Here is a 25,087-nt window from a genome sequence, read left to right as displayed (position 1 = left end):
GAAAAAACAATAAATTTGCAGATTATAGTATTTTTTTAATGAATAAAACAGCAGAAAAGCAAGAATTATTAGATAAAATCGTTGAAGCTATCCAGGATGTAAAGGGAGAAGATATCATGATCTTCGATCTATCCAAGATTGAAAACTCAGTAGCAGAAACGTTTGTAATATGTAGTGGAAACTCAAATACGCAGGTAGCCGCACTTGCAGGCAGCGTAGAGAAAAAAGTAAGAAACGAACTTAAAGACAGACCATGGCATGTAGAAGGTACAGAAAATGCGATGTGGGTGTTGGTTGATTACGTCACCGTAGTGGTGCATATTTTCCAGAAAGAAGTACGTGAGTACTACGATATTGAAGAACTTTGGGGAGATGCAGCCATTACAAAAATTGAAAGTAAGTATTAAATTTTAAAAAGTATAAATGAACAATAAAGGATTCAACTGGTTTTTTCCAATTGTGATCATAGGTCTTTTGTTATTCTTTGGTTCCAATTTTTTAGGGGGCGAGAGTGCAAAATCTATTGATGAAGACGGATTCTTCAGAGAGATGCAGGCAGGAAAGGTCCAGAATATTATTATATACAAGGACACAGAAAAAGCTGATGTTTTTCTTACCAAGGAAGCAAAAGCGGCAATGGTAAAAAAATCTGCCAATGAGAATAATCCCCTTTCTGCGTTCGATATGGCTCCCAAAGCAGATTATTCTGTAAAATATGGAGATCTTCAACTTTTCCTTCAGAAATTTGAGCAGGTAAAAGGAACTAATGCCGCAATCAAAACAACCAAAGATTACGGAGCAGGTAAAAATCCATTTATGGATATCCTGGTATCTGCCTTGATCTGGATTGCCATTTTAGGATTATTCTACTTTCTTCTTTTCAGAAAGATGGGTGGAGGCGGAGGTCCTGGAGGACAGATCTTCTCTATCGGAAAATCTAAGGCGAAGCTTTTTGATGAAAAAGAAAGAATTCAGGTAACATTTAAAGATGTTGCAGGTCTTGAAGGTGCTAAAGAAGAGGTACAGGAGGTTGTAGACTTCCTTAAAAATTCTGAAAAATATACCAAACTGGGAGGTAAAATTCCTAAGGGAGTTCTTCTGGTAGGGCCTCCGGGAACAGGTAAAACCCTATTGGCAAAAGCTGTTGCGGGAGAAGCCAAAGTTCCGTTCTTCTCACTTTCAGGTTCCGATTTTGTGGAAATGTTTGTAGGAGTAGGAGCTTCCAGAGTAAGAGACCTTTTTGCCCAGGCGAAAGCAAAATCTCCGGCTATCATCTTTATCGATGAGATTGATGCCATTGGACGTGCCAGAGGGAAAAATAACTTCTCAGGCGGAAATGATGAAAGAGAAAATACCCTGAACCAGCTTCTTACGGAAATGGATGGTTTCGGAACAGATGTGAACGTTATTGTAATGGCAGCCACCAACAGAGCTGATATCCTTGATAAAGCTTTGATGAGAGCAGGACGTTTTGACCGTTCTATTTATGTAGACCTTCCTGAACTTCACGAAAGAAGACAGATCTTTGATGTGCATTTGAAGAAAATTAAGCTTGACGATAATGTTGACAGAGATTTCTTAGCAAAACAAACTCCTGGATTCAGTGGAGCAGATATTGCCAATGTATGTAATGAAGCGGCATTAATTGCAGCAAGAAATAGCCATACCTCAGTAACAAAACAGGATTTCCTGGACGCTGTAGACAGAATCATCGGTGGTCTTGAAAAGAAAAATATGGCCATAAAGCCATCAGAGAAAAGAAGAGTAGCTTTCCATGAGGCAGGACACGCAACAGTGAGCTGGCTTGTAGAACATGCAGCACCGCTTTTAAAAGTGACTATTGTTCCAAGAGGACAGTCTTTGGGGGCAGCATGGTATCTTCCGGAAGAAAGACAGCTGACAACCACCCAGCAAATGCTTGATGAAATGTGTGCTACACTGGGAGGAAGAGCCGCTGAGCAGGTGATTTTCAATAATATCTCTACCGGAGCCTTATCTGATCTTGAAAAAGTAACAAAACGTGCTCAGGCGATGGTTACCATCTACGGTTTGAGTGAAAATATCGGAAATATCTCATATTACGATAGTTCAGGCCAGTCTGAATACAGTTTTGGAAAACCTTATTCGGAAGAAACCGCTACGAAAATTGATGCAGAGATCAAAGCAATTATTGAAGATCAATATGAAAGAGCAATAACAATTCTTACCGAAAATAAAGATAAGCTGGATGCTTTAGCGAATAAGCTTTTAGAGAAAGAAGTGATCTTCCGCGAAGATCTGGAAGAAATATTCGGAAAAAGAGCATGGGATCCTGAATTAACAGAGAAGCCTGTGACGAATACCATTCCTGAAAAAGAAAAGGAAGAGGCTGAAATACCTCAGATCAAAGAAAAAGAAGAAGAAAGCGAAATTCAGGCTCCCGAGAGTCCGACGCAGCTCTAAAACTTCTGAAAAATAAACAATGAAAAACCTGACAACCTTAAAATTGTCAGGTTTTTTCATATTTAAAGAGACATTTTTAGAATCTATTGTAATTTATTTCTATTTTTGTATAAAGTTGACTAAAAATAGATTAAGTTGAATTTATTCAAGAGGATTGTAAGCAAACTGACCAACCAGCCTGAGGAAGAGGACCTACAGAGCCTGGAGAAGCTAGGGGATTCGCTGAAAAATGCGGATCTTGACTATAAGTTTGCGCAATTATTTACGCATTCGGGGGGATTTTTTAATTATTGTGCAGATGAAGCGGAAGCTCTACAGACTTTAAATCAAATTATCAAGATAGAAGGTATCAGCAGTACTTTCTGCTGGGACAAAGAACTGCAGAGTTTTTTAAACGTTATAAAGACGCCGTACAGTTCAGAACTGGAGCATTCCAATAATGCTGCATTCATCACCTGTGAGTACCTTATTGCCTATGACGGAAGGGTTATGCTTTCCCACAACAATATCCTTCATTACCATTCTTCAAGACTGCCCAATAAAATCATTATCATGGCCAATGTATCACAGATTGTGAACAACCTGAATGATGCGATGGGAAAAATAAAAAGAAACGGTAATATTAAGAACCTGACTTCCATTAGCGGAAGCCAGTCGAAATTAGACTCTTCCAATACCAATACGAAACTTTTTTTATTGCTGCTTGAAGATTAAGCATCAACTTATAAACTCTACATTTTGGACAAAAACCTTATTCAAAGAACCCTCTCCGGACTTGTTTACGTGGCTGTGATCATCCTGTGTACAACTCCGTTGGGCGCACAGCTCATCAACAGTATTTCTCCGGGGCTTATCAAACAGGAATATCTGTATCACGGATTAATCACTCTTTTGCTGGTCGTAGGTTCCTGGGAATGTGTCAAAATCATGAAATTCGGAAAAGGTTATGAAAAATGGATTGTATTTCCGTTGGTCATTTTTATTTTCTATGTATTTTCCAAAAGATATTTTCACCACGATTTCTTTTTCGATTTCAGGTTGAGCGAAATTCTGGCTCTACTGCTGATTGCCATTGCGGTGGTGACTTTATTCAAATATCCTAACGAATTGTATTATGACAGTGGGAAGCTGATCTTTACTGTGATCTATGTGGCGCTTCCGTTCAGCTTTGCATTAGGGCTTCCTAAATATTCAAGTTATAATGAAACCTTTTCACTGGAAGTGATCTTTTTGTTCATTCTGATCTGGAGTAGTGATACCTTTGCTTATTTGGTAGGAAAGTTTTTCGGAAAACATAAAATGGCGCCTAAAATTTCGCCTAAAAAAACCTGGGAAGGATATGGAGGCGGAGTAGTGCTTACGTTGGTTTTATCCTACTTTATAGAACATTACCAGCCTGAACTCAGAGGGAACTGGATGATCGTAGGATTTCTGGTGGCTGCTTTTGCTCCATTAGGAGATCTGGTAGAAAGTCAGCTGAAAAGAAATTTCGGCGTAAAAGACAGTGGGAACATCATTCCGGGGCATGGAGGAGTATTAGACAGGCTGGATAGTTTTATTATCTGCGTTCCTGTCGTATATTTGTACTTTATTTTAGAAAAATTTATTTAATCTCATGAAATTACACAGAGAATCGAAAGGAACGATCACCGTAGCTACCATCGTTTTTATTATACTGGGGGCGCTGGCAATCTATTTTTTAAAGATGTGGTCGCTGCTGATCATTTTACCATTGCTGGTTATTTATAGCCTGGTATTTTGGTTTTTCAGAGTTCCGGACCGTGATATTTTAGAGCATAGAGAAAACGTAATAGCACCGGTAGACGGAAAAGTGGTGATGATCAAAGAAGTGGAGGAAAATGAATTCCTGCAGGGAAAAGCCATTCAGGTCTCCATCTTTATGTCTCCGCTGAACGTACATATTTGCCGTTATCCGGTTTCAGGAAAGGTGATCTATAAAAAGTATCATCCGGGAAAATATCTTGTAGCATGGCATGAGAAGTCTTCTACAGAAAATGAAAGAACAACCATAGCGGTAGAGACTCCAACAAATCATAAAGTAGTATTCAGACAGATTGCAGGATATGTGGCAAGAAGAATTGTTTTCTACTGTAATGAAGGCGATCAGGCAAAAGCCGGACATGAGTTCGGTTTCATTAAATTCGGATCAAGAATGGACGTATTCCTGCCGTTGGATACTGAGATCATCTGTAAGATCGGAGATATTACAAAAGGCGGTCTGGATGTGATCGCAAGAATGAAAGATTAAGAGTTATCATTCATCATAAAAGCAAAAGACTGTTCGTATTGAACGGTCTTTTTTGTTTGTGGTTATGAGTTTTAATACGCGCGAGTAGAATTGAGTGCTTAGAGTGACTCTCTGTTTTTTTTGGATGTATAATTTTGTTGAACCATAAAAAACACAAATCTGCATATGTTTATTTTTTACATATTTTAATGTAATCGTGAGCTTTATATTCATTATAAGGTTCTAATTGATATATTTTTTTTATTCTAATGATTATTGTGAATTAAAAAAATATTTATATTTATCTAATCGTCATTAAGCGTGACAATTAAACACAACCACCAGTCACTTTTCTTGTTAAAATCAATATTTCAGGTATTTTTTTCTCTCCTGCAGTTTCATATGTTTTTTAACGAGTATTGATATGTGCTTAAGTAGCTATTGGTATTAATAGCTGCATAGCGTTTAAAAAAACAAAAACAAAAAAGATGATATATGAATTTTTCGTTAAGGTGATCCATGGTCAACCTGAAAAAAATAATGCAGATTTTGAAAGCAATTATGCGAGCCTTATTAACAGGTACCTTTTGTTTTTATTCTTGTTATTCTTTTTTTATTCCGTTTTCATTATCCTTTTTTTTGGAGATATTTTGACATCTACATTTCTCACGATAATCACTTTATTCTGGCTTTTTTTATTGTCTTTGAAAGGTAAAACAAAAAGATTTAAGAGAATTTTTAAAGGTGTTGTGTTTTCTATTTTTATTCTGTTGATATTTATTGTCAGTTTTTTTTACATATACACCTTTAAAAATGCCGGTGTAGAATACTTTTATTTTTCTTTATTATTTGCATTGCCCTTTTTTCTCAATTACAGAGAAGATAATTATTTGGTGCTTATTGTTACTGCAATAATCAGTATCAACTTTATCAGCTGCCTTTATTTCGATTTCAATTTTCTTCCTAAGAGTAATTTTTTTCGGGAAGGGGATTTCAAAACGGTCAGACTCCTCAATATTTTGTTTTCCATTGCTACCTTTTTTATGGATATTGTTTTTATCAAGCAGAAAGATGATCTGATATACGGTCTAATCAAAGATACCCGCATGAAAGACTCTACCATTGAAGATCTGCTGAAGGAAAATAAGGAACTGCTGAAACAGCAAATGCTTCTTAATGATCTTACAGAAGAAGATATACAGGAGATTTTTAGCCTTGCGGAAAATAATTCGCCCCTGTTTTATGATAAATTTCAGATATTCTTCCCTCATTTTATTCCGGCAGTTCTGGAGTTGAATCCCGGTCTCATTTATTCTGAATTATATTTCTGTGCATTGATGAAACTTGATTTTGATACCAAAAAAATAGCCCAATGTACCAACACCAGCATCCGGGCCGTTGAGAGCAGAAAATACAGGATCAGAAAAAAATTGAATATTCCCTCTGAAATCAACATAAACAGCTTTATTTTAAAGATCTGAGGTTCTGTTTGTGATTTTTATTACGCACAAGTAGAATTGCGTACCGGCATACGTCGTGTCATCACAGGATAGAAGGTACTTTTGTGTGTAAGAAATAAAAACATGAATTTGAAAATTATTCATATAGGGACTTTGGTGAAATCGAAAGTCGAAGAACTCTCTATACCCCTCGGTAGAATTGCAAAATTTATGCATTGTAATGAAGAACAGGTAGAGGATATGTATCTGCAGAATAGTATGGATACCGAAGTGCTGTTAAGATGGAGTAAACTTCTTGAATTTGATTTTTTCAGAATATACTCAGGGCATCTGATTCTCTATGCACCCCCTACAATGACAGACCGTACCATTAAAGTAGAAAAATCTACTATGGTATTCAGAAAAAGTATCTATACACAGGAAGTAAAGAGTTTTATACTGGATAAAATAAAATCCGGACAGATGAGTACGGTCGAAGTCGTTTCAAAATATAAGATTCCTAAAACCACTCTTTACAAATGGATCAAAAAATGAGTATGCAGCATCCGGATTACCAATGCATCTACACAGATATTATCTCTGAAAAATTTCCTGAAAAATTTTCAGATCCGCTTATTCAGAAGAAACTTCAGTCGCTTTTCACCACAATAGATATTTTACAGCTTGATCAATTAATTTTCGGAGACATGGAATATACATCCGAATTAGAAAACCAACGATTGAAATCGTATGATAAAAATTCTGTGTTGAAAATTCTTGAATATCAGAAGAAAAATAAACTGACGAATGCCCAGACCGCAGCCCATTTTAAAATGAGCAGAAATACCCTTGCCAAGTGGAAGTCTTTATTTCAGGTATAATATATAAATGATACCCACGATTTTAAAAAAGGAATGATGAGTGGGCAAAATCATATTCTGCTGAGAAAATGTGAGTTTTATTACGCACGCGTAGTATTGCGTAGCTATCTTTTAAGCTAAAAGACTGAAAGGAATATACTTTTGCGGAGGATCATACCGATCACTTTAAAGAACGCAATATTAACCAACAATTAAAAAAACGATGAAAACAAAATTTACAAAACCCAAATTAGGAGTACTGCTTTTAGTGCTACTCTTAACTTTTGGAAAACTGTATTCACAAACCAATGGGGCTGTAGGGATCAATACTGTACTGCCTAATGAAAATTCTGTACTGGATGTTGTTTCAACAGCTAATAATAAAGGGATACTTATTCCACGCCTTACAGAAGCCCAGAGAAATGCAATAATCATTAATAAAGCAGCTGATGACGGTCTTACCATCTATAATACTACGGAAGACTGCTTTAATTACTGGAGCCTGGCAGATGATGAATGGAAAAGTGTATGCGGGCAGCTTGGAAAAGCAGTGTTTACAGTTGACTGCGCCAATACCAAAGCCATGGGAACTTATGTGAAAGGTCGTGAGTTAACCCCTTCAAACTATCTGAGCATTTTTGTGAATGTGACCAAACCAGGGAATTATACCATCTCGGGAACGACTTCCAACGGATATAATTTCTATGGAACGGGTGTTTTTCTTAATACGGGAACACAAACGATCCAGATCGCAGGACAGGGAACCCCTCTGAATATTCAGACAGATACTGTATCATTGACAGCCAATGGTACCGATATAACCTGTACTCCTCCTGTTTCTGTTAATGTGCTCAGTCCTGCAGGAAGCTATACCATGAGCTGTGGAAGTGCAACGGTAAATGGAGTTTATAAAGTTGGAACCGCTCTTACTGCCTCCAATACAATTACACTACCAGTTAATGTTTCCTCATTAGGAAGCTATACCATTACAACCAATACCGTAGATGGAATTTCTTTCAGAGGTTCAGGAACATTTACTGCGACAGGGAACCAGAATGTTACCTTAAGCGGAACGGGTACACCCTCTTCCACAGCCGTAAAAAAGATAACGATCACTTCTGACAGTCAGGGAGGAGTTTCTACCACCTGCAGTGTGAATGTTATAGTGGTGATTCCTGCAAAAAAACTGCTTACAATAGGGCTTGGAACAACGTATGGATATAATCTTAGCAATAGCGGAAGACCTTCCAATACATTAATTACAACCAATACTAATTATGGAACACTTCCTGCAAGTACCGTAAAATATGAAGGATGGTCTCAGATTATTGATGGAAGCAATTCTCCAAGTGCTGCCCAATTGAATACCTGGCTATTAGGCTCTGCTCCCGTTGATATCGTGGTAATAGGGTACAGCTATGGAATGAATGCTGCTGAAGCTTCCATTTTCCTGCAATATCTGCAAAAAGGAGGTGTTGTTCTTTCATTCTGTGAAGATAATTCAGGGAATCAGAATTTCTTTAGAACAATCTTTAACGATCCGAGTATTTCTCAATCTACAACAGGAGGTTCCGGAGACGGAAGAACGTATACTTTACCCATTACTTCCGATGATATAACTAATGGTCCTTTCGGAGATATCCGGGGCAAGCTTTGGGGAGATGATGCTACAGATGTTGTATATTTTACAGGATTGCCATCAGGAGAAATAAGTGTTTACTCCAATGCGACTAATGCCAATAACAACACAGGTACAGTTGCGGGTGCTGTCACAGCATTTAAACATAAAAGTTTCAACCTGATATGGGTTGGAGAAGGAGGATTTAATTCTCAAAGCGGAAATACGGGTGATTTAAACTCAAGTACAATATGTCCGTTTATTTTAGATGTAAATAAAAAACCAACACCTAAAACAACTTATGGGACAGCAGGAACATTAATTTATAATTCTACTTTTACAGCCAATGCTTTTGCATGGGCACTTAAACAGGCAGAATTCAGTGGAATTAATACAAAATGATGAAAAAAGTTTTTAAAGATGACTGCGGTATGGGAAACCATACCGCAGTTTTTATTTTATGTATTTCTTAACTTCTTCCGTAAGGCTTATAATAAGCTCCACAGGCAGATCCTTTTCCATATCAATAAGAAGTATTTTGAACTTTTTGCGGTCTTCCTGAAGCAGTTCAGGATGATCAAGCCGGTCTCCGTGATAAAAGCTTACATAATGTTTCTTATGCTTTTTACTGTAATAGAGATAGCACAGCATTTTCTTTTTATACTTGAAGAATGGAAGTCCGAAACTTAACGTTTCTGTAATGTTTTCGGGATCAGATTCAAGGATCTTTTTACGTAAAAACAAAAGAGTACTTCTTTCAGGCTCATCGATTCTGTAGAAGTACTCTTGTATAGGATTCATTTGAATGAAATTTAATTCAATAAACGATTAGTCGAAATTCTGAAGTTCCACCAGTTTGTGGTACATTCCTTTTTTAGCGATCAGTTCATGGTGGGTTCCTTGTTCTACAATATCCCCTTTTTCCATAACGACGATCCAGTCTGCCTTCTGAATAGTAGAAAGCCTGTGGGCAATCACCAGAGAAGTTCTGTTTTCCATCATTTTCTCAAGGGCATCCTGTACAAATCTTTCAGATTCTGTATCCAGGGCTGAAGTAGCTTCGTCAAGGATCATCACCGGAGGGTTTTTCAATACAGCTCTGGCGATGGAAACTCTTTGCTTCTGTCCTCCGGAAAGTTTTCCTCCATCGTCCCCAATATTGGATTCATAACCTTCAGGAAGCTGAGTGATGAATGAATCAGCGTTAGCTATTTTGGCTGCCGCAATGACTTCTTCTCTTGTGGCTTCAGGTTTACCCATTAAGATGTTATTGTAAACCGTATCATTAAATAAAACAGATTCCTGGGTTACCATTCCTAAGAGCTGGCGGTATTCATTCAGTTTTAAATGTTTGATATTGGTTCCGTCAACTAGGATTTCACCTTCACTCACATCATAGAACCTTGCCAGAAGGTTGGCAATCGTTGTCTTTCCGCTTCCGCTTTGTCCTACAAGAGCAATGGTTTTTCCTTTAGGGATAATAAGTGAAAAGTTTTTAAGAATCACATTGTCTTTATCATAATAGAAACCAATGTTTCTGAACTCAATTTGATTGTTAAGCGTAGAGATCGATACCGGTTCTGCAATTTCTTCTACTTTCAGATCATAATCAAGAACTTCCGCTACTCTGTCTAAACTTGCCATTCCTCCCTGAATAGAAGAGATCGCACTAGATAATTTTTTAGCAGGATCAAGGATCTGGAAGAACATCCCGATGAAAACAAGGAAAGCCTGAGGCTGCATTGTCTGCTCTTCAAGGATCTGAGTTCCGGCATACCAGGTAATGATAAGAATGGTTATTGAACCAAGAAATTCGCTCATAGGAGAGGCTAATTCCCGTCTTCGGCTCATATCAATGGCAAAATTCTGCCAGTTGGTTGTTGTCTGATTAAATCTGTTCTTTAGGATTTTATCCGCATTGAAGATCTTGATTACTTTGGAAGATTTTAATGTCTCGTCTACCAGTGAAAAAAGATTTCCTAATTCAGCCTGTGCCTGATAAGCCTGTTTCTTCAAGCTTTTTCCCGTCCACGAAATAAGAAGACCCATGACAGGAAAAACAACTAATGAGAATAAGGTAAGCTGTGGAGATAATATAAATAAGGCGATCAGTGAAGAGATGATCATGAACGGAGCATTGATAAGATCAACCAATACCCCCATAATTCCGCCTTCTACACCTCCAATGTCATTGGAAATTCTGGACATCATATCTCCTTTTCTCTGTTCCGTAAAGAAAGAAACAGGAAGCTGAAGAAACTTATTATACATGGCACTTCTTAAATCACGGGTAATACCCACTCGGTAATTAACTAATAGGAAAGCACCAATATATCTGAAAATATTTCTCAATAAAAATGAACACGCAGTTATTGCACAAAGAACAGCCAATACCTGAACAGCGCCATGCTGATCAATTTCTGCCTGCACAAAATAATAGGCCTTATTTTTTAAAAATTCAAAATAATCACCAACTTCTCCGGACCATACAGGAGGTTTATCCTGCTTCTCAATAGTCCCAAACATTAATCCTAAAATAGGAAGCATTGTTCCTACAGATAAAATGTTGAGCAATGAGTAAAGGATATTGAAAAACATACTCCCGAAAAGGTATTTTCGGTGGGGTTTTGCGAAATGTAGTATTCTTTGTAATGGTTTCATTCAATGAAAAATTGGATAGCAAAATTACGTAAAATTAAAGGAACAGACGTTCTAAATCCTTTTTTTACTTTATTTAATAGGTGTCTATTAATTTGATTTTGTTACAATTCTTATCAGAAGTCTGATATACAGTGAATTTTATTACTATTTCAGATTGAAGGTGAATGAAAGGGCTTATAATAAATAAACCGCCATTCCGGCGGTTTTATTCTGTTAAAATTTTACTTTGTCATTATATTTCGGAGCAAAATTGGCTGGTTTTAATTTTTCAAGCGTTTTCCCGAAATTGTTGATAATATTTGTTAAATTGTCGAAATCTACAACACTTACATCATCACTTTCGTTATGGTAGTGGTGGGCTTTTGTCATATCTACAGTAGAGAATGAATGGGCAATAATTTTCTTTTTAACAAAACTTACATTGTCTGATCTGTAAAACAATTGTTGTGAAGCATAAGGATCCGGATTGATTTTCATTCCGTTCGCTGCATTTTTATTCACCAACTCATCAAGGTCAGAAAACTCATCACCCGTCATAAACAGGGCATTTTTCCCCCATTGAGATTCTGTAGCCACCATTTCAAAATTGAAAAGCGCGGTCATATTATTGTAGATTTTATCAAGATTGGCATCCATTGAGATCGCTTTGGAGCCCAGCATTCCTTTTTCTTCCCCATTGAATGCAATGAAAACCATTGAGAAATCCGGCTTTTTATTTTTGAAATAATCAGCAATACCCGCTAGAGTAGTGATTCCGCTGGCGTCGTCATCAGCACCGTTATAAATATTGTCTCCGGTTTTATCGCTGGTTCCTATGTGATCAAAGTGACCTGAAAATCCTAAATATTTATCTGTTTTTCCTTTTTTGATTCCACATACATTATAAGCTTTCTTTCCTTTGTACTCAAATGGGATCAGATAAGAATTGCCCGTACAGTATTCAAGATTGTTTTCTTTAAAGAGCGATGCGATGTATTCGGCCGCTTTATCATTTTCCGGAGTCCAGATTTCACGGCCTTTCATTTCGTCTGAAGCCAGCGTTGAAAGGATGGTCTGTACTCTTTCTTTGGAAACTTCCTGAGCGGAAATACCAATTGAGAATATAGATAAAGCAAGAAGGGTTAATTTTTTCATGTTAATTACTATTTGGAATGATCTGTCGTATTTTTAACGGAAATGTTGCATCAAGTTATATAAAATTATTAATATATACCCGTTATATACCCGTTGTGCGTTTTAAATTATGCTTGACTTTAGATTGTTGATTTTTTTGTTTAATAGTTTTTATTAATAAATTGAACAATTGTAAGAGCTGTAATCTTTGCTAAAACTCTTGTTTTGAATCCTTCAAATGTTTTTGCATAATTCCTTCTTATCATAAATTGGTCACATAGCTGAGAGAATAATGGTTCAATTCTTTTTCTGTGCTTTTTAAACAAGCAAAACTGTGGTTTGTAGTCTTTTTGGTTGATTCTTTTCAGAGTTTCCAAGGTAATATTAGCATAATTAAACAAATCTACCTGTGCCTCTGATGAGAGATACCCTTTATCACCAAGCAAGATACAATCAGACAACCGTTCTTTAATGTCCTTCAAAAAGTGAATATCATGAATAGATGCCGGACTTAGGTCTATACTTTAAAAAACACCGTTCACAGAACAAACCGCGTGAAGTTGTAGCCATAAAAAGACATTTGCTGTGATGCGCAAAAATCTCTGTTTGGATAACAATACTGTTCATCTTTACATATTTTAGAGCGTGCGTTTAAAAATAATTCCTATTTTTACAATTAATTTTTAACCAAAAATGGTCAATCTATTTTGGAATATGACACAAAAATAGAAATGAAAATAAAAAAAATATTATTTAGCATATTAACTGCTCTTGTTTTAATGATATCAATATTCCTTTATATGAATAAGGATAAATTTGTCTATGTAGGTTCAGTAGATATTATTGAAGTCGATTGCAGCAAAAAAAATCAAATCTTGAGCGAAGTTTTAGAAAGTGACCAAAAGATTAGAAAATCAAACGAACTCATCAAATACGCTAAAGAAGACCATAGGAATCAAGAATTAGTGATTAGCATTATTGAAAAGTGTGGTATGCCAACATTAAAGGAGGTAGGTCAAAAACAAATGGATGCAATCTGGTTAGGACTGCAACATAGTACTAAAGAAATCAGAAAAAAGTATTTTCCACAAATAGAGAAAGCGGTTGAAAATGGAGACTTATCTAAACAACAATATGCATTGATGAAAGATAGGATTTTAATGGACGAAGGAAACCCCCAAATATATGGTTCACAAATCGAAAATGGTAAATTGTATAAATTAGAAAATCCTGAAACTGTGAACGAAAGAAGAAAAAAAATGGGAATGGAACCAATAGAGGATTATTTAAAGAATTTCAATATTCAGTTCAATCCGAATTAACAACACAACATGTAATCACGTAGACGAATCCGGTCATAATTAAATGGAGTGTGTCTCTCACATAAATTTTATTAAAAAAAACATCAACCTAGAGCAGGATAATAAAAAAATTGTAAATATCCAATGGATAATTTAAATAGAGAATATGAGTCATTTATTATCAAAAAACAGTTGTCCTTAAAAATTATTAAAAATAACCCGTTGTGCGTTTTAAATTATGCTTGACTTTAGATTATTGATTTTTTTGTTTAAATAGTTTTTATTAATAAATTGAACAATTGTAAGAGCTGTAATCTTTGCTAAAACTCTTGTTTTGAATCCTTCAAATGTTTTTGCATAATTCCTTCTTATTACTTTGAAAAACACGGTTCAAAGAACAAACCGAATGAAGTTTGTAGCCATAAAAAGACATTTGCTGTGATGCGCAAAAACCTCTGTTTGGATAACAATACTGTTTATCTTTACATATTTTAGAGCGTGCGCTTCTGGAGATTTTACAGATTTCCAAAGGCATACTGTCGACAATACCCATATATTCGGCAGTCAAGACGAGGCTTACAACCTCTAAATCCTTCATTTTGGGAATACGTCTCTGGTAAGATAAAAGTGTTTCATCTGAAATTTCCCGTAAAACCTCCAAAATTCTTTCGTAATTTGCAATTAAGTTGTTCATTGTAAATGTTTTGTGGTAAAAACAATTTACTGATTTTCAATCGAATGAACAACTTATTTCTTTGTATTCATAATGCACAACGGGTTAATATATATGATAAGAGATCAAAAAGATTGGAGGTTTAAAGTTTAAATTGAAAATGCCCAAATAAAAAAACAGCTCCTTTCGGAACTGTTCTCACTCAAAAAATCGTTGTAAGGCTATCGAAGTCGGTCTACAGATTTTACGAGCCTCTCATCTCTTCGGATGTAAGTGTTTGCAATAAGCAGACAGATCACCGCGATCAATGGGAAAACTGGCTCAATACCCTTCTCAGGAAACTGAATTCCTCCGGATAAGTTGAGTAACCAATACGCCAATACGCCAATCAACAAAACGTTTATAATGATGCTGGTGGTATTCAGCAAAATTTGTCTTTTTCTGTTTTTGAAACTGAAAATACTCAATGCTCCTGCTAAAACAAGCACGATGCAGCTTATATCAATCACCGGAATACTGCCGAAAACAGCAACATCCTGTCCTGAAATAAAAAGGAAAACAGCAGCTAAAACTGCTAATAACGTCCATATGGTCTGTATTCTCTGTAGCATTGAATCTCAAATTCCAGGCAAAAATAATATAAATTTTGCACAATTCAAAAATAAGTGTAGATTTGCATTATACAATGTACTTGAAAACAAAAGTCACCGGACTTACTTTTCTTACTCACAATTAATTACATTTTTACATTAAATATGTTTAACATAGAAACGTTAAGGTCAAAATCCGTAACGGAACTGACTAAAATCTTAAAAGATTTGGGCGTTAAAGTTGCAAGAAACAGCAATGAAAATGATAAGATCTTTGCTATTCTTGACTTTCAGGCTTCTAATCCCAAAGTCTCAAAAGATTATTTCAACGCCACAGAAACCAGTGTGACCACTGAAGAAGCCCCAGCAGAGAAACCTGCAAAAGCCCCAGCGAAAAAAGCGGCCCCAAGAAAAACTGCGGCCAAGCCCAAAGCAGAAGCAAAAGCTCCGTCAGAAAAAGCACCTAAAGCTGAAGAAAAACCAGAAGAAACAGTACCGGTAGTTCAGGAAGTAAAACCGGAAGAACCAAAAGCTGAAACGCCAGCAGTTCCTGAAGAAACACCAGCACAGGCAGCAGCCAAAAAGAAAAGAAAAAGGGTTACCACCAATACAGGTAATACAGAAGCTGCCCCACAGGAAAAGCCTGAAGCTCCAAAAAACACAGAACCCAAAGAATCTGCTCCGTCAGAAGAAAGGCCTAACAACCCTCAGTCTCAGGCCAGACCTCAAAACCAAAGAGGACACAATCATCCGCAAAACAGCGGAAATCAGCATAAAAATCAGAACCAGAACCAGAATCAAAATCAGCACAGGCATGCTGAGAAAGCTGAAGAGCATACCGAACATAAGAAAGAGTTTAGTTTCGACGGTATGGTAAGCATTGAAGGGGTTTTAGAAATCCTTCCCGATAACTACGGGTTCCTGCGTTCATCAGATTTTAGCTATATCTCTTCTCCTGATGATGTGTATGTTTCTACTGCACAGATCAGAAATTATGGTTTGAAAACCGGAGATACGGTTAAAGGAATTGTAAGACTTCCAAAAGAAGGTGAAAAATATTTTTCATTATTAAAACCTACAGAAGTTAACGGCCGTGATCTTGCTTTCATCAAAGACCGTGTCGCTTTTGAATATTTAACTCCGCTTTTCCCTGAAGAGAAATTCAATCTTGCCGGGAACAATTCAACAATGTCAACAAGAATTGTTGATTTGTTTGCCCCAATCGGAAAAGGACAGAGAGCGATGATCGTTGCCCAGCCTAAAACGGGTAAGACCATGCTTCTTAAAGATATTGCGAACTCTATCGCTTCCAATCACCCTGAAGTATATATGATGGTTCTTCTGATTGACGAACGTCCTGAAGAAGTTACCGATATGGAAAGAAGTGTAAATGCAGAAGTTATCGCTTCTACCTTTGATGAAGCTGCAGAAAAGCACGTAAAAGTAGCTAACCTTGTTTTAGCAAAAGCCCAAAGAATGGTAGAATGCGGACATGATGTAGTAATCTTACTGGATTCTATTACCAGACTGGCAAGAGCTTATAATACCGTGACACCTGCATCAGGAAAAGTTCTTTCCGGAGGTGTTGATGCGAATGCCCTTCACAAGCCAAAAAGATTTTTTGGTGCTGCCAGAAAAATTGAAGGCGGAGGTTCATTAACGATTATTGCAACGGCTCTTATCGATACCGGTTCTAAAATGGATGAAGTGATCTTCGAAGAATTCAAAGGAACAGGTAACATGGAGCTTCAGCTAGACAGAAAAATTGCCAACAGAAGAATCTATCCTGCAATTGATCTTGTCTCCTCCAGCACGCGTAGGGATGATCTTCTTCTTGATGAAGTAACTTCCCAAAGAATGTGGATTCTGAGAAAGTACCTTTCTGAAATGAATCCTGTGGAAGCTATGGAATTTGTGAATAAAAACATCAAAGGAACATTGAACAACGAAGAGTTCCTGATGTCTATGAATAAATAAGTTAATTTAATTGTTGTTAAAGAAAAGCACGGAGATCATATGTCTCCGTGCTTTTCTATTTTTTATTGGGATTTAAAATTCCTGTTTCTAAAATAAGTTCATTCGTTTTAGGATTAAATTTATCCGTTGATAATACAGGCATTTTTCCTTTGATCGAATCCTGGTCAGGATGATGGGTATTATTATGAAGGGTTTTCAATTTTTCAATACGAGCCGGCTTTCCATTGATTAATATATTTTTCTGGATAACCTTGATGTAAGGAATATCTTTGTAATACAGATGGTCTTCAGAGCCTTTAAAACGGGGCTTAGAGGCAAAATCAATAATGAATCTGTATTGCTCCAGAAATGAAATTATATTTTTATTCATTTTAATTTTCTTTCCGGGAAATGCCAGAGAGCCTATTGTGATCATTTTGTGGGATTTTAAATCTTCTGCAGTCATAGTAAGCCATGTGTGTTCATATTCTCCCCAGGTGAAATAAGAGTCTTTTTCATTGATATTTTGTGGAAAAGCCTTTCCCGGGATATAGCCATCTTTTTTGATCGTAATGCGGTAGGTTCCCTTGTTCCAGTTAATTGGGTTTCTTACGTTGATGAAGTCTCCTTCTCCGTCAGAGCTGATGAAATAACCGTCAGTTTTTAAAGCATTTCTATCTCGTTCATACCATCTGGAGAAAATTCCGTTGAAAGGAATATAATTATCCTGCTTTCCTGTTTTTGAGCCGATACCATCTCCTTTTGACTAGATACCGCAGTAGATTGGAATGTTGTTAAATTCCAGATTGAAAGGTGCTATATAAAAATAATAATCCTTTGGAACTTCATTGCCAATTTCCAGATCAATGGAAATGGATTCAAAATCTTCAATATCCTCTTTTAAGGTGTAAAAGGAATTAGTGTAGTGAAGGGAGGAAGAAGAATGCTGTCAGGATAAACATTTTGAGATTTCATCGTTTTTTCCGTTTTCTGATTCAGGTCGCTGTCTTCATATTTCTTTTTTAAGTCTTCCTTAGTTTGTGCGGTAAGAGATAAGAATACACAAAGTAGCAGAGAAATCATGATTTTTACTTTTATCAAATACAATTTATGGGGTAAATGTAGAAATAGTTGGGTATAAATTAAAATTTAATTCATTCTAAATCAATATATCAATGTTAAAGATTTATTAAAGTAATCCCCAGTTTTTGATTATAGCTTAAATAATGGCTAAATTTGGATATAACATTAAAAATAAAAATTATGTCATTTGAATTACCAAAATTAGGATATGCTTATGATGCATTGGAACCTACTATTGATGCAAAAACAATGGAGATCCACTATACAAAACATCACCAGGCATATATCGACAATTTAAATAAAGCTATTGAAGGAACTGATCTTGCAGACAAAACAATTGAAGAGATCTGTAAAACAGGAACTGATAAGCCTGCAGTAAGAAATAATGGAGGAGGACACTTCAACCACTCTTTATTCTGGGAAATTCTTACGCCGGGCGGAAGCAAAGAGCCTGTAGGAAATGTAAAAGCAGCTATCGAAAACTACGGAGGTCTTGATAAATTCAAAACTGACTTCTCTGATGCGGCTAAAACAAGATTCGGTTCAGGATGGGCTTGGTTAGTTAAGAATGCTGATGGTTCCGTATCAGTATCTTCTACTCCAAACCAGGATAACCCATTAATGCCTGTTGCAGATGTAAAAGGAACTCCGGTTCTTGGATTAGACGTTTGGGAGCATGCTTATTACCTGAACTACCAGAACAGAAGGCCTGATTATGTTTCTGCTTTCTTTGATGTAGTAAACTGGGATAAAGTAGAGGAATTATTCAACAAATAATTTTTAGCTATTATAAAAATAAAAGGTTCAGAAGCAATTCTGAACCTTTTTTTATGGTTGATCATTTGAATAAAAATGGTTAGCAAATAGATCACCGGGTTACATCACTTCCGGAAAGACCATTCATTTTCAGTTTGTACCGCCAGTTGACATAAGCAAATACCTGATAGAGTTTATACTCAAATTTTATCCCATACTTCTCTTTGGGATCATAATCAATTCCGGATTGTATGATATTCCTATATTTCCCGGAATTGTAGTAAGAATTCCATTCTGTGACCAGAAATGTATTTTTTGTTTTCAGATAAGATTCAGAATACTGACTAATCGGTTTGGCTACTGCATTTAAAAAGTAGTCAAACTGAGAATCCATTACGGTAAGTTCCCATTCACCATCTTCATTTTTAGACGGTTTCATTTCAGATTTCTCTTCATTCTTCTTGGGGCTGTCCTGGGAAAAACAGCTTAGAGGAAGACATGAAAACAGGAGAATGATAAGTATGTTTTTCATAATCATGAATTTACATAAAAAAAAGCACTCAAAAATGAGTGCCGTTTTATTTTTTATGGTTCTTTCTGCAGAACAACAAAAGCCGGGAAGTGGTCGCTGTATCCGCCGGTGAACTGATCACCGTTCCAGGACCTGAAAGGATAGCCTTTATAATTACCTTCTTTGTTCACCAAATAAGCAGGAGCAAAGATTTCTGCTTTGTAAACAGAATATTCTTTCGTTACCTGATCAGCAATCACATTTTTAGAAACGATGATCTGGTCAAACAGGTTCGGAGCATCCTGATATGCTAAAGAAGCAATCCCTTTTTTGTATAGAGGATACATTAAGTTAAGATACGGTGTCGTTTCGCTTAGATCTTTAGGGCTGGCCACTGCTTTTAAGTGGTTTTTTAAACTCGCACTTACAGGATCATCATTGAAGTCACCCATTGCGAAGAGTTTAGTAGAAGGATCTGCTGCTCTTACGCTGTCCATCTGCTGCTTAAGTAAAGCGGCAGCGGCATTTCTTTTCGGAAGTGAAACTGCTTCACCTCCTCTTCTGGAAGGCCAGTGGTTCATGAAGAAAGCTACTTTTTCATTATCAAGGAATCCGGTTACCACCAGAATATCTCTGGTATATTCTCTTTTTCCCTTCTCATCAAAGATCTTTAATTCTTTCTTTAAAGAGTTGCTTACTGTAAATCTTCTTTTCTGATAAATCAGGGCAACATCAATGCCTCTGTAGTCATAAGAATTGTAATGAACAATTCCGTAATCATATTTTGCCAGGGCAGGCTGCTTGATAAGATCTTCAATTACCTGTCTGTTTTCTACCTCAATAAGTCCTACCACAGCAGGAGCTGTTTTGGTATATTGGGCACCCATTTCAGAAATTACTTTAGCTTCGTTGGCTAGTTTTGCCTTATAGATTTTAGTGTTGTAGTTCTTAGCACTGCTTGGAGTAAACTCTTCTGAACCGCTTTGGTATCGTACGGCTTTTTTACCCTTTAAAGCATCATCGCTCCACGGCCCGTCATGTTTTTCAGCTTCTAAAAACTTGATAGAGTCAAGTGGGATGCTTCTGTGAAAAGCAGGATTGCGGATGTCTTTAGTACCATCAATATAATCTGCTGAACGTATAGTATCCCAAAGGTTTTCTACATTCAAAAAGCCAACAGCAGCCACTTTCCTAAGTTTCCCCTGTTGTGCAAAAGCCATTATTGAAAAAACGATGGCCATAAAACTCATAAATCTCTTCATCCTCTAGAGTATTAAAATTATTTAAACGACAAATTTACCTTTTTTTAATTCATCCCATTTTAAATATTTGTAAATTTAAAACAGTATAAATATAATTCTTTTATATAATGATTCATAAAAGTGTGCAATGTTAAGAAAAAATAATGTTAAAAAAGTTTTAAATTCTAAATTTTGATTAAATTTGTGCCCCCAAGTTTTAAACTGTTGAAAATTAAGAAGAAAAGTATTAAAAAAAATAAATATACTCATGATTAAAAAACTATCATTAGTCTCTTTATTTACTTTACTTCCTGCTTCCTACTATTTTGCGCAGACCACTGTGTTTGCGTATCTTAAGGATGCGGAAGGAAAGCCTGTTGAAAAGGCTGAAGTAGATCTTAAAGGGAGTGAGAATGATGTAACGGCTGATAAAATTGGATACTTCCAGTTTGTAGACCTTCAGCCGGGCCATTACCAAATTGTGATTGCGAAACCAAACTTCGAGACGAAAGTAATGGAGTTTGATGTAGCAGCAGACGAGAAAAGAAAGGATTTAGGGGCTATTACCCTATATTCTGCTCTTACAAGCGCAGATCAAGGTCTGGCTATCATTGAGGGTGATGACGATGATGACGGAACCAGCGGTCAGGCTTCTACAGTAGGATTGCTACAGTCTTCTCAGGACATCTTCAGCAGAATTGCTGCTTTTGATCTAGGATTTTACTGGTTCCGTCCGAGAGGAATTGACGGAAGAACCGGAGAGTCAATGCTGAATGGAGTTTCCATGTTGAAATCTGATAACGGAAATGTTGATTTCGGAAATTGGGGTGGTCTTAATGAAATTACAAGATATCCTGAGATTTCAGCTAACCATTCTCCGTCTGAATACGCTTTTGGTGGTAATAGCTCTGTGGTTTACAAAAACACAAAAGCTAGTGAGTATAGAAAAGGATTTCAGTTTACACAATCTTTAACCAACAGAAATTACAGAAACAGAACTTCTTTACGTTATTCTTCTGGAATGAACAAAAACGGATGGGCATTCACTGTAATGGGGGCAAGAAGATGGGCTGAAGAAGGGATCCAGGAAGGAACTTTCTATGATGCTTACGGAACTTATTTAGGAATTGAGAAAAAGTTTAATGACAAGCATTCAATGACATTCAACTTTATCGGAGCTCCTTACAGAAGATCTACTGCAAGCCCTAGTACCCAGGAAGTTTATGATTACAGAGGTGTACATTATAGTTCGTATTGGGGATACCAGGATGGAGAACAGAGAAGTGAAAGAGTAAGAAAAGGTTTCCAGCCTATCTTCCAAATTCAGGATTTCTGGAAAATTAATAAAAAATCTTCACTTTGGACTTCCGTTTCTTACCAGTTCGGAAAAGATAAAGGTTCCCGTTTAGACTGGCAGAATGTACAAAACCCTTCTCCGACTTATTACAGAAACCTTCCAAGTTATTATGATTCTTTAAATCCTGATGCTTCAGTGGTAAATGCTGATGGAACAATGACGACAGCGCAGGATGCTTACAGAACATCATTGGCGGCATGGCAGTCAGGAGATCCGAGAGTTACACAGCTGGATTGGGATAAGCTTTACAGAAGAAATATGTCTCAGGCTCCAGGTACTTATTACGGGCAGACAGGTAAAAGAGCTTTATATTATTTAGTAAATGATGTAAGCGATGATAAAATCTGGAATGCGGCCACTCACTTTGTGCATAACTTTACCGATACTACTAAATTCTTATTGAACGTATCTTATCAAAACTATTATTCTGAGCAATACAGAGAGGTAAATGATCTTCTGGGTGCAGATTTTGTACTGAACAGAGATCCATTTGCAGCGACAAACCAGCCAGGAAAATCAGGTTTATTTAATGATGGTGAAGAAAATGTAACCAAGAGAGTAGGAGATAAAATGGGGTATGATTATATTTTCAGAAGACAGGAAGTAAAAGTAAACCCTGGAGTAAAATTCTCAACCGGAAAATTTGATGTATTTGTTTCTGCTATGGCAGGATATTCAACTTCCAACAGAGAAGGCTTATTCAAACATTATCTATACAAAGACTCATTCGGAAAAGGTGGTGATTACAACTACTGGAATTATGGTCTTAAAGGACAGCTTATCTATAAGCTAAACGGAAGAAACTTCTTGGTTTATAACGGAGCTTATTATTCTCAGGCTCCTTATTTAGAAGACTTATTTGTAAACCCAAGAGTTAACGGATCTGTTGCTCCTGGAGTGAAAAATATGGTAGTCAATGCTAATGACCTTAGTTATGTTATTGCTACACCTTTCTTAAAAATGAGATTTACAGGTTTCTTAGTGGATACCGATAACGAAACTACAGTTCAGAGATTCTTTGCAGATGGTATTCCATTAGCAAGCGTTGATGCTGACGGTAACCAAACCAATGTTCAGAGTGCATTCGTTTCTCAGATCATGACTGATGTGAAGAAAAGAAATATGGGCTTGGAATTAGGAGTTGATGTGAAGGTATTGCCTACATTATCCTTACAAGGTCTGGCAAGTATCGGACAATATACGTATCAGAATGATCCTACCACTTATTTTGCTTCAGATGCTGTAGGTGCTTTTGCCAACGGACTTCCTTATACAAGTATGGGAAAAGCTTATATTAAGTCTTACCGTCAGGGAGGAACACCTCAACAGGCATTCTCTCTAGGTTTCCGTTACAATAACCCGAAATACTGGTGGGTAGGTGCTAACTGGAACTATTTTGATGAAAATTATCTTGATCCGGCTGCATTAGTAAGAACAGAATCATTTGTTCAGAATGATAATTCTTCTACACCAATTTACGGCTTAACAGAATCAGAGTTAAGAAGAGTTTTACGACCGAACAAACTCCCTTCTTCTTTCTTCCTGAATGCTAATGCCGGTAAATCCTGGATGATTGGTAAATATTATGTATTACTTTCCGGAACAATAAATAACATTCTGGACAACAGAAAGTATATTACAGGAGGATTCGAGCAGACAAGAAATGCAAAATATACTAGTTTTGCTCAGGATTTTGACAGAGAGTTTACTTTGTTTGCACCAAAATACTGGTATACTCAAGGAAGATCATATTTCGTGAATTTACAGTTTAGATTTTAATCAGGCTATTTAACTACTTTAATTTAAAAATTATCAAAATGAACATAAAGAAATACTTAAGTTCGGTAACAGGAATTGCAGTTGCAGCAATGGCTATTACCTCTTGTGTACAAAAAGATGAGTGGGATACCCCTCCAATTCAGTGTGAGAACAAATTTGCAGCACCAAACATTTCGCTTGCAGATTTTAAAGCTCAGGCACCTGCTACCGGGTTTAAACTCATTGAAACTGATCAGATCTTTGACGGTTATGTGATTTCTTCTGATGAAAGTGGAAACTTCTATAAAACCATTTCTTTCCAGGATAAACCGGAAAACCCAACTGCTGGTCTTCAGATTGAAGTTGACAGATCCAGCAACTATGCTGATTTCCCTGTAGGAGCACATATCAGAATTAATGCTAAAGGTTTAAGATTAGGACTTGACAGAGGAACAGTTAAAATTGGTTCTGTAGATCCTACTTATGCTATCGGAAGAGTTCCTGCTTCTTTATTAGGCAGATATGTTTCCGGCGTTTGTGGTGGAAACGGACTTGAGGTTGTTAATATCAAACCTGTAGAATTACCTAGCCTTAATGCTGCTAAGAGTGATCAGTACATCAATACATTGGTTAAAGTTTCTAATGCCCAGTTCTCTATCAATGATGTATATCCTGTAAATAAGGCATATATTGACTACGTAGGAGGAGCTGGTGTAGATACAGACCGTGGACTGGAAGATGGTGCTGGAGGTTCTACTACTCTGAGAAACTCAGGATTCTTCTCTGAAGGAGCTACTTTATTGCCAACAGGAAACGGAGATATCACTTTTGTGGTGAGCAAATATAACTCTACATGGCAGATGCTTATAAGAAATACTAAAGATGTTAATTTCAAAGGAAGCAGAATTGATGCAACGCCGCCTAAAGGAGGTACAGCAATTGCTTACTCAGGAGCATTCCTTGAAGATTTTGAGAGCTATCCGACTACTCCTGCCAACCTTGAGGTATATCCTAAATATGTAAATGATCCTCTGTTAGGAAACAGATACTGGCAGTTGAAAACGTTCGGTACTAACAAATATATCCAATTAGGAGCTAATTCAGGTACCGGAAACTATGTAACTTATTTTGCCGTACCAGTTGACTTTACTGCAGCCAGCAAGTTTAAGTTTGACGTTAACGTTGGGTTCTTCAATGGTAATGCATTAAAAGTGTACTATACTACAAACTATACTCCGCTTGGGGATATTACGGCTGCTACAAAAGTAGATATTACTTCTGCTTTTACAATTCCGCAAACTCCTACAAGTGGTTACGGAACATTGGCACCGGCAGGAACATATGATATCCCTGCCTCAGTAACAGGAAACGGATTTATCCTGTTTGAATATACTGGAAACGGAAGTGGGGTTACCACAACCATTCAGTTAGATAATATTCAGGCTCTATAATCAATAGATACCAAATTTTAAATACAAAG

22 protein-coding genes and 2 pseudogenes are annotated in these 25,087 nt (G+C 36.7%); 14 read left to right on the top strand and 10 right to left on the bottom strand.

Annotated elements, in window-relative coordinates; genetic code table 11:
* Window positions 1-38: 38 nt before the first annotated feature.
* From rsfS to J2Y40_RS18915, 9 genes are all read left to right on the top strand, one after another.
* A complete protein-coding gene (gene rsfS, locus J2Y40_RS18955) occupies window positions 39-407 on the top strand; it encodes a ribosome silencing factor (RefSeq protein ID WP_153397306.1) in 369 nt (122 codons plus the stop codon).
* Between the two features lie 16 nt (window positions 408-423).
* Entirely contained in the window at window positions 424-2,442 is a 2,019-nt protein-coding gene (gene ftsH / locus J2Y40_RS18950) for an ATP-dependent zinc metalloprotease FtsH (RefSeq protein WP_310000733.1), read from the top strand.
* Between the two features lie 135 nt (window positions 2,443-2,577).
* Entirely contained in the window at window positions 2,578-3,156 is a 579-nt protein-coding gene (locus J2Y40_RS18945) for an LUD domain-containing protein (protein WP_310000731.1), read from the top strand.
* A 24-nt stretch (window positions 3,157-3,180) separates the two neighbouring features.
* Window positions 3,181-4,053 carry a phosphatidate cytidylyltransferase gene (locus tag J2Y40_RS18940; protein WP_153397312.1) on the top strand — a complete coding sequence of 291 codons (873 nt, stop codon included), beginning with the start codon at window positions 3,181-3,183 and terminating at the stop codon, window positions 4,051-4,053.
* Window positions 4,054-4,057: 4 nt separating this feature from the next.
* The gene (locus J2Y40_RS18935) at window positions 4,058-4,711 is read left to right on the top strand and encodes a phosphatidylserine decarboxylase family protein (protein ID WP_153397314.1); all 654 of its coding nucleotides are present in this window, start codon (window positions 4,058-4,060) and stop codon (window positions 4,709-4,711) included.
* A 1,022-nt stretch (window positions 4,712-5,733) separates the two neighbouring features.
* The gene (locus J2Y40_RS18930) at window positions 5,734-6,171 is read left to right on the top strand and encodes a hypothetical protein (protein ID WP_310000728.1); all 438 of its coding nucleotides are present in this window, start codon (window positions 5,734-5,736) and stop codon (window positions 6,169-6,171) included.
* Window positions 6,172-6,273: 102 nt separating this feature from the next.
* Window positions 6,274-6,684 (top strand): transposase, encoded by a 411-nt coding sequence (locus J2Y40_RS18925; RefSeq protein ID WP_153397318.1) that lies wholly within the window; start codon window positions 6,274-6,276, stop codon window positions 6,682-6,684.
* Complete coding sequence (locus tag J2Y40_RS18920; protein WP_310000725.1) at window positions 6,681-7,010, top strand: helix-turn-helix domain-containing protein; 330 nt, start codon at window positions 6,681-6,683, stop codon at window positions 7,008-7,010. Before J2Y40_RS18925 ends, J2Y40_RS18920 begins: the two co-directional genes overlap by 4 nt.
* A gap of 202 nt (window positions 7,011-7,212) precedes the next feature.
* A complete protein-coding gene (locus J2Y40_RS18915; protein WP_153397319.1) occupies window positions 7,213-9,009 on the top strand; it encodes a hypothetical protein in 1,797 nt (598 codons plus the stop codon).
* Window positions 9,010-9,060: 51 nt separating this feature from the next.
* Here J2Y40_RS18915 and J2Y40_RS18910 read toward each other — a convergent pair whose 3' ends face one another.
* The 4 genes and pseudogenes from J2Y40_RS18910 to J2Y40_RS18895 form a co-directional block, all read right to left on the bottom strand.
* The gene (locus J2Y40_RS18910) at window positions 9,061-9,408 is read right to left on the bottom strand and encodes a DUF1801 domain-containing protein (protein WP_153397321.1); all 348 of its coding nucleotides are present in this window, start codon (window positions 9,406-9,408) and stop codon (window positions 9,061-9,063) included.
* A 27-nt stretch (window positions 9,409-9,435) separates the two neighbouring features.
* Window positions 9,436-11,268, bottom strand: coding sequence for an ABC transporter ATP-binding protein (locus J2Y40_RS18905; RefSeq protein ID WP_153397323.1), 1,833 nt, complete (start codon window positions 11,266-11,268; stop codon window positions 9,436-9,438).
* Window positions 11,269-11,481: 213 nt separating this feature from the next.
* Window positions 11,482-12,402, bottom strand: a complete 921-nt coding sequence (locus J2Y40_RS18900) for a M28 family peptidase (RefSeq protein WP_153397325.1) — start codon at window positions 12,400-12,402, stop codon at window positions 11,482-11,484.
* A gap of 102 nt (window positions 12,403-12,504) precedes the next feature.
* Window positions 12,505-13,033 (bottom strand): annotated as a pseudogene (locus J2Y40_RS18895) (IS982 family transposase); the annotation flags it as partial.
* A gap of 79 nt (window positions 13,034-13,112) precedes the next feature.
* Here J2Y40_RS18895 and J2Y40_RS18890 point away from each other — a divergent pair.
* Window positions 13,113-13,703 (top strand): DUF6624 domain-containing protein, encoded by a 591-nt coding sequence (locus tag J2Y40_RS18890; RefSeq protein ID WP_153397327.1) that lies wholly within the window; start codon window positions 13,113-13,115, stop codon window positions 13,701-13,703.
* 210 nt (window positions 13,704-13,913) lie between these two features.
* On the opposite strand, the pseudogene J2Y40_RS18885 reads toward J2Y40_RS18890, so the two are convergent.
* Both J2Y40_RS18885 and J2Y40_RS18880 read right to left on the bottom strand, forming a co-directional pair.
* Window positions 13,914-14,376: pseudogene (locus tag J2Y40_RS18885) on the bottom strand (hypothetical protein).
* 200 nt (window positions 14,377-14,576) lie between these two features.
* On the bottom strand, window positions 14,577-14,966 hold the full coding sequence (locus tag J2Y40_RS18880) for a DUF4293 family protein (protein WP_153397329.1): 390 nt from the start codon (window positions 14,964-14,966) through the stop codon (window positions 14,577-14,579).
* Window positions 14,967-15,110: 144 nt separating this feature from the next.
* On the opposite strand from J2Y40_RS18880, the gene rho reads away from it, so the two are divergent.
* Window positions 15,111-16,922, top strand: a complete 1,812-nt coding sequence (gene rho, locus J2Y40_RS18875; protein ID WP_153397331.1) for a transcription termination factor Rho — start codon at window positions 15,111-15,113, stop codon at window positions 16,920-16,922.
* A 55-nt stretch (window positions 16,923-16,977) separates the two neighbouring features.
* On the opposite strand, the gene J2Y40_RS18870 is transcribed toward rho, so the two are convergent.
* Both J2Y40_RS18870 and J2Y40_RS18865 read right to left on the bottom strand, forming a co-directional pair.
* Window positions 16,978-17,337, bottom strand: coding sequence for a hypothetical protein (locus J2Y40_RS18870; RefSeq protein WP_310000721.1), 360 nt, complete (start codon window positions 17,335-17,337; stop codon window positions 16,978-16,980).
* 464 nt (window positions 17,338-17,801) lie between these two features.
* The gene (locus J2Y40_RS18865) at window positions 17,802-17,984 is read right to left on the bottom strand and encodes a hypothetical protein (RefSeq protein WP_153397335.1); all 183 of its coding nucleotides are present in this window, start codon (window positions 17,982-17,984) and stop codon (window positions 17,802-17,804) included.
* A 180-nt stretch (window positions 17,985-18,164) separates the two neighbouring features.
* On the opposite strand from J2Y40_RS18865, the gene J2Y40_RS18860 reads away from it, so the two are divergent.
* Entirely contained in the window at window positions 18,165-18,761 is a 597-nt protein-coding gene (locus J2Y40_RS18860; protein WP_153397337.1) for a superoxide dismutase, read from the top strand.
* A gap of 91 nt (window positions 18,762-18,852) precedes the next feature.
* Here J2Y40_RS18860 and J2Y40_RS18855 read toward each other — a convergent pair whose 3' ends face one another.
* Together J2Y40_RS18855 and J2Y40_RS18850 are read right to left on the bottom strand one after the other, a co-directional pair.
* Window positions 18,853-19,272, bottom strand: coding sequence for a DUF6146 family protein (locus J2Y40_RS18855; RefSeq protein ID WP_310000717.1), 420 nt, complete (start codon window positions 19,270-19,272; stop codon window positions 18,853-18,855).
* A 53-nt stretch (window positions 19,273-19,325) separates the two neighbouring features.
* On the bottom strand, window positions 19,326-20,513 hold the full coding sequence (locus J2Y40_RS18850) for an endonuclease (protein ID WP_153397341.1): 1,188 nt from the start codon (window positions 20,511-20,513) through the stop codon (window positions 19,326-19,328).
* A 247-nt stretch (window positions 20,514-20,760) separates the two neighbouring features.
* On the opposite strand from J2Y40_RS18850, the gene J2Y40_RS18845 reads away from it, so the two are divergent.
* A complete protein-coding gene (locus J2Y40_RS18845) occupies window positions 20,761-23,628 on the top strand; it encodes a carboxypeptidase-like regulatory domain-containing protein (RefSeq protein ID WP_310000714.1) in 2,868 nt (955 codons plus the stop codon).
* A gap of 38 nt (window positions 23,629-23,666) precedes the next feature.
* Window positions 23,667-25,058, top strand: a complete 1,392-nt coding sequence (locus tag J2Y40_RS18840; RefSeq protein WP_310000712.1) for a DUF5689 domain-containing protein — start codon at window positions 23,667-23,669, stop codon at window positions 25,056-25,058.
* Window positions 25,059-25,087 lie beyond the last annotated feature (29 nt).

Origin of the sequence: Chryseobacterium sp. 2987, assembly GCF_031456375.1 — a bacterium.
In the GTDB taxonomy this organism is placed as follows: domain Bacteria; phylum Bacteroidota; class Bacteroidia; order Flavobacteriales; family Weeksellaceae; genus Chryseobacterium; species Chryseobacterium vaccae.
This window is presented reverse-complemented; position numbering and strand designations above follow the sequence as displayed.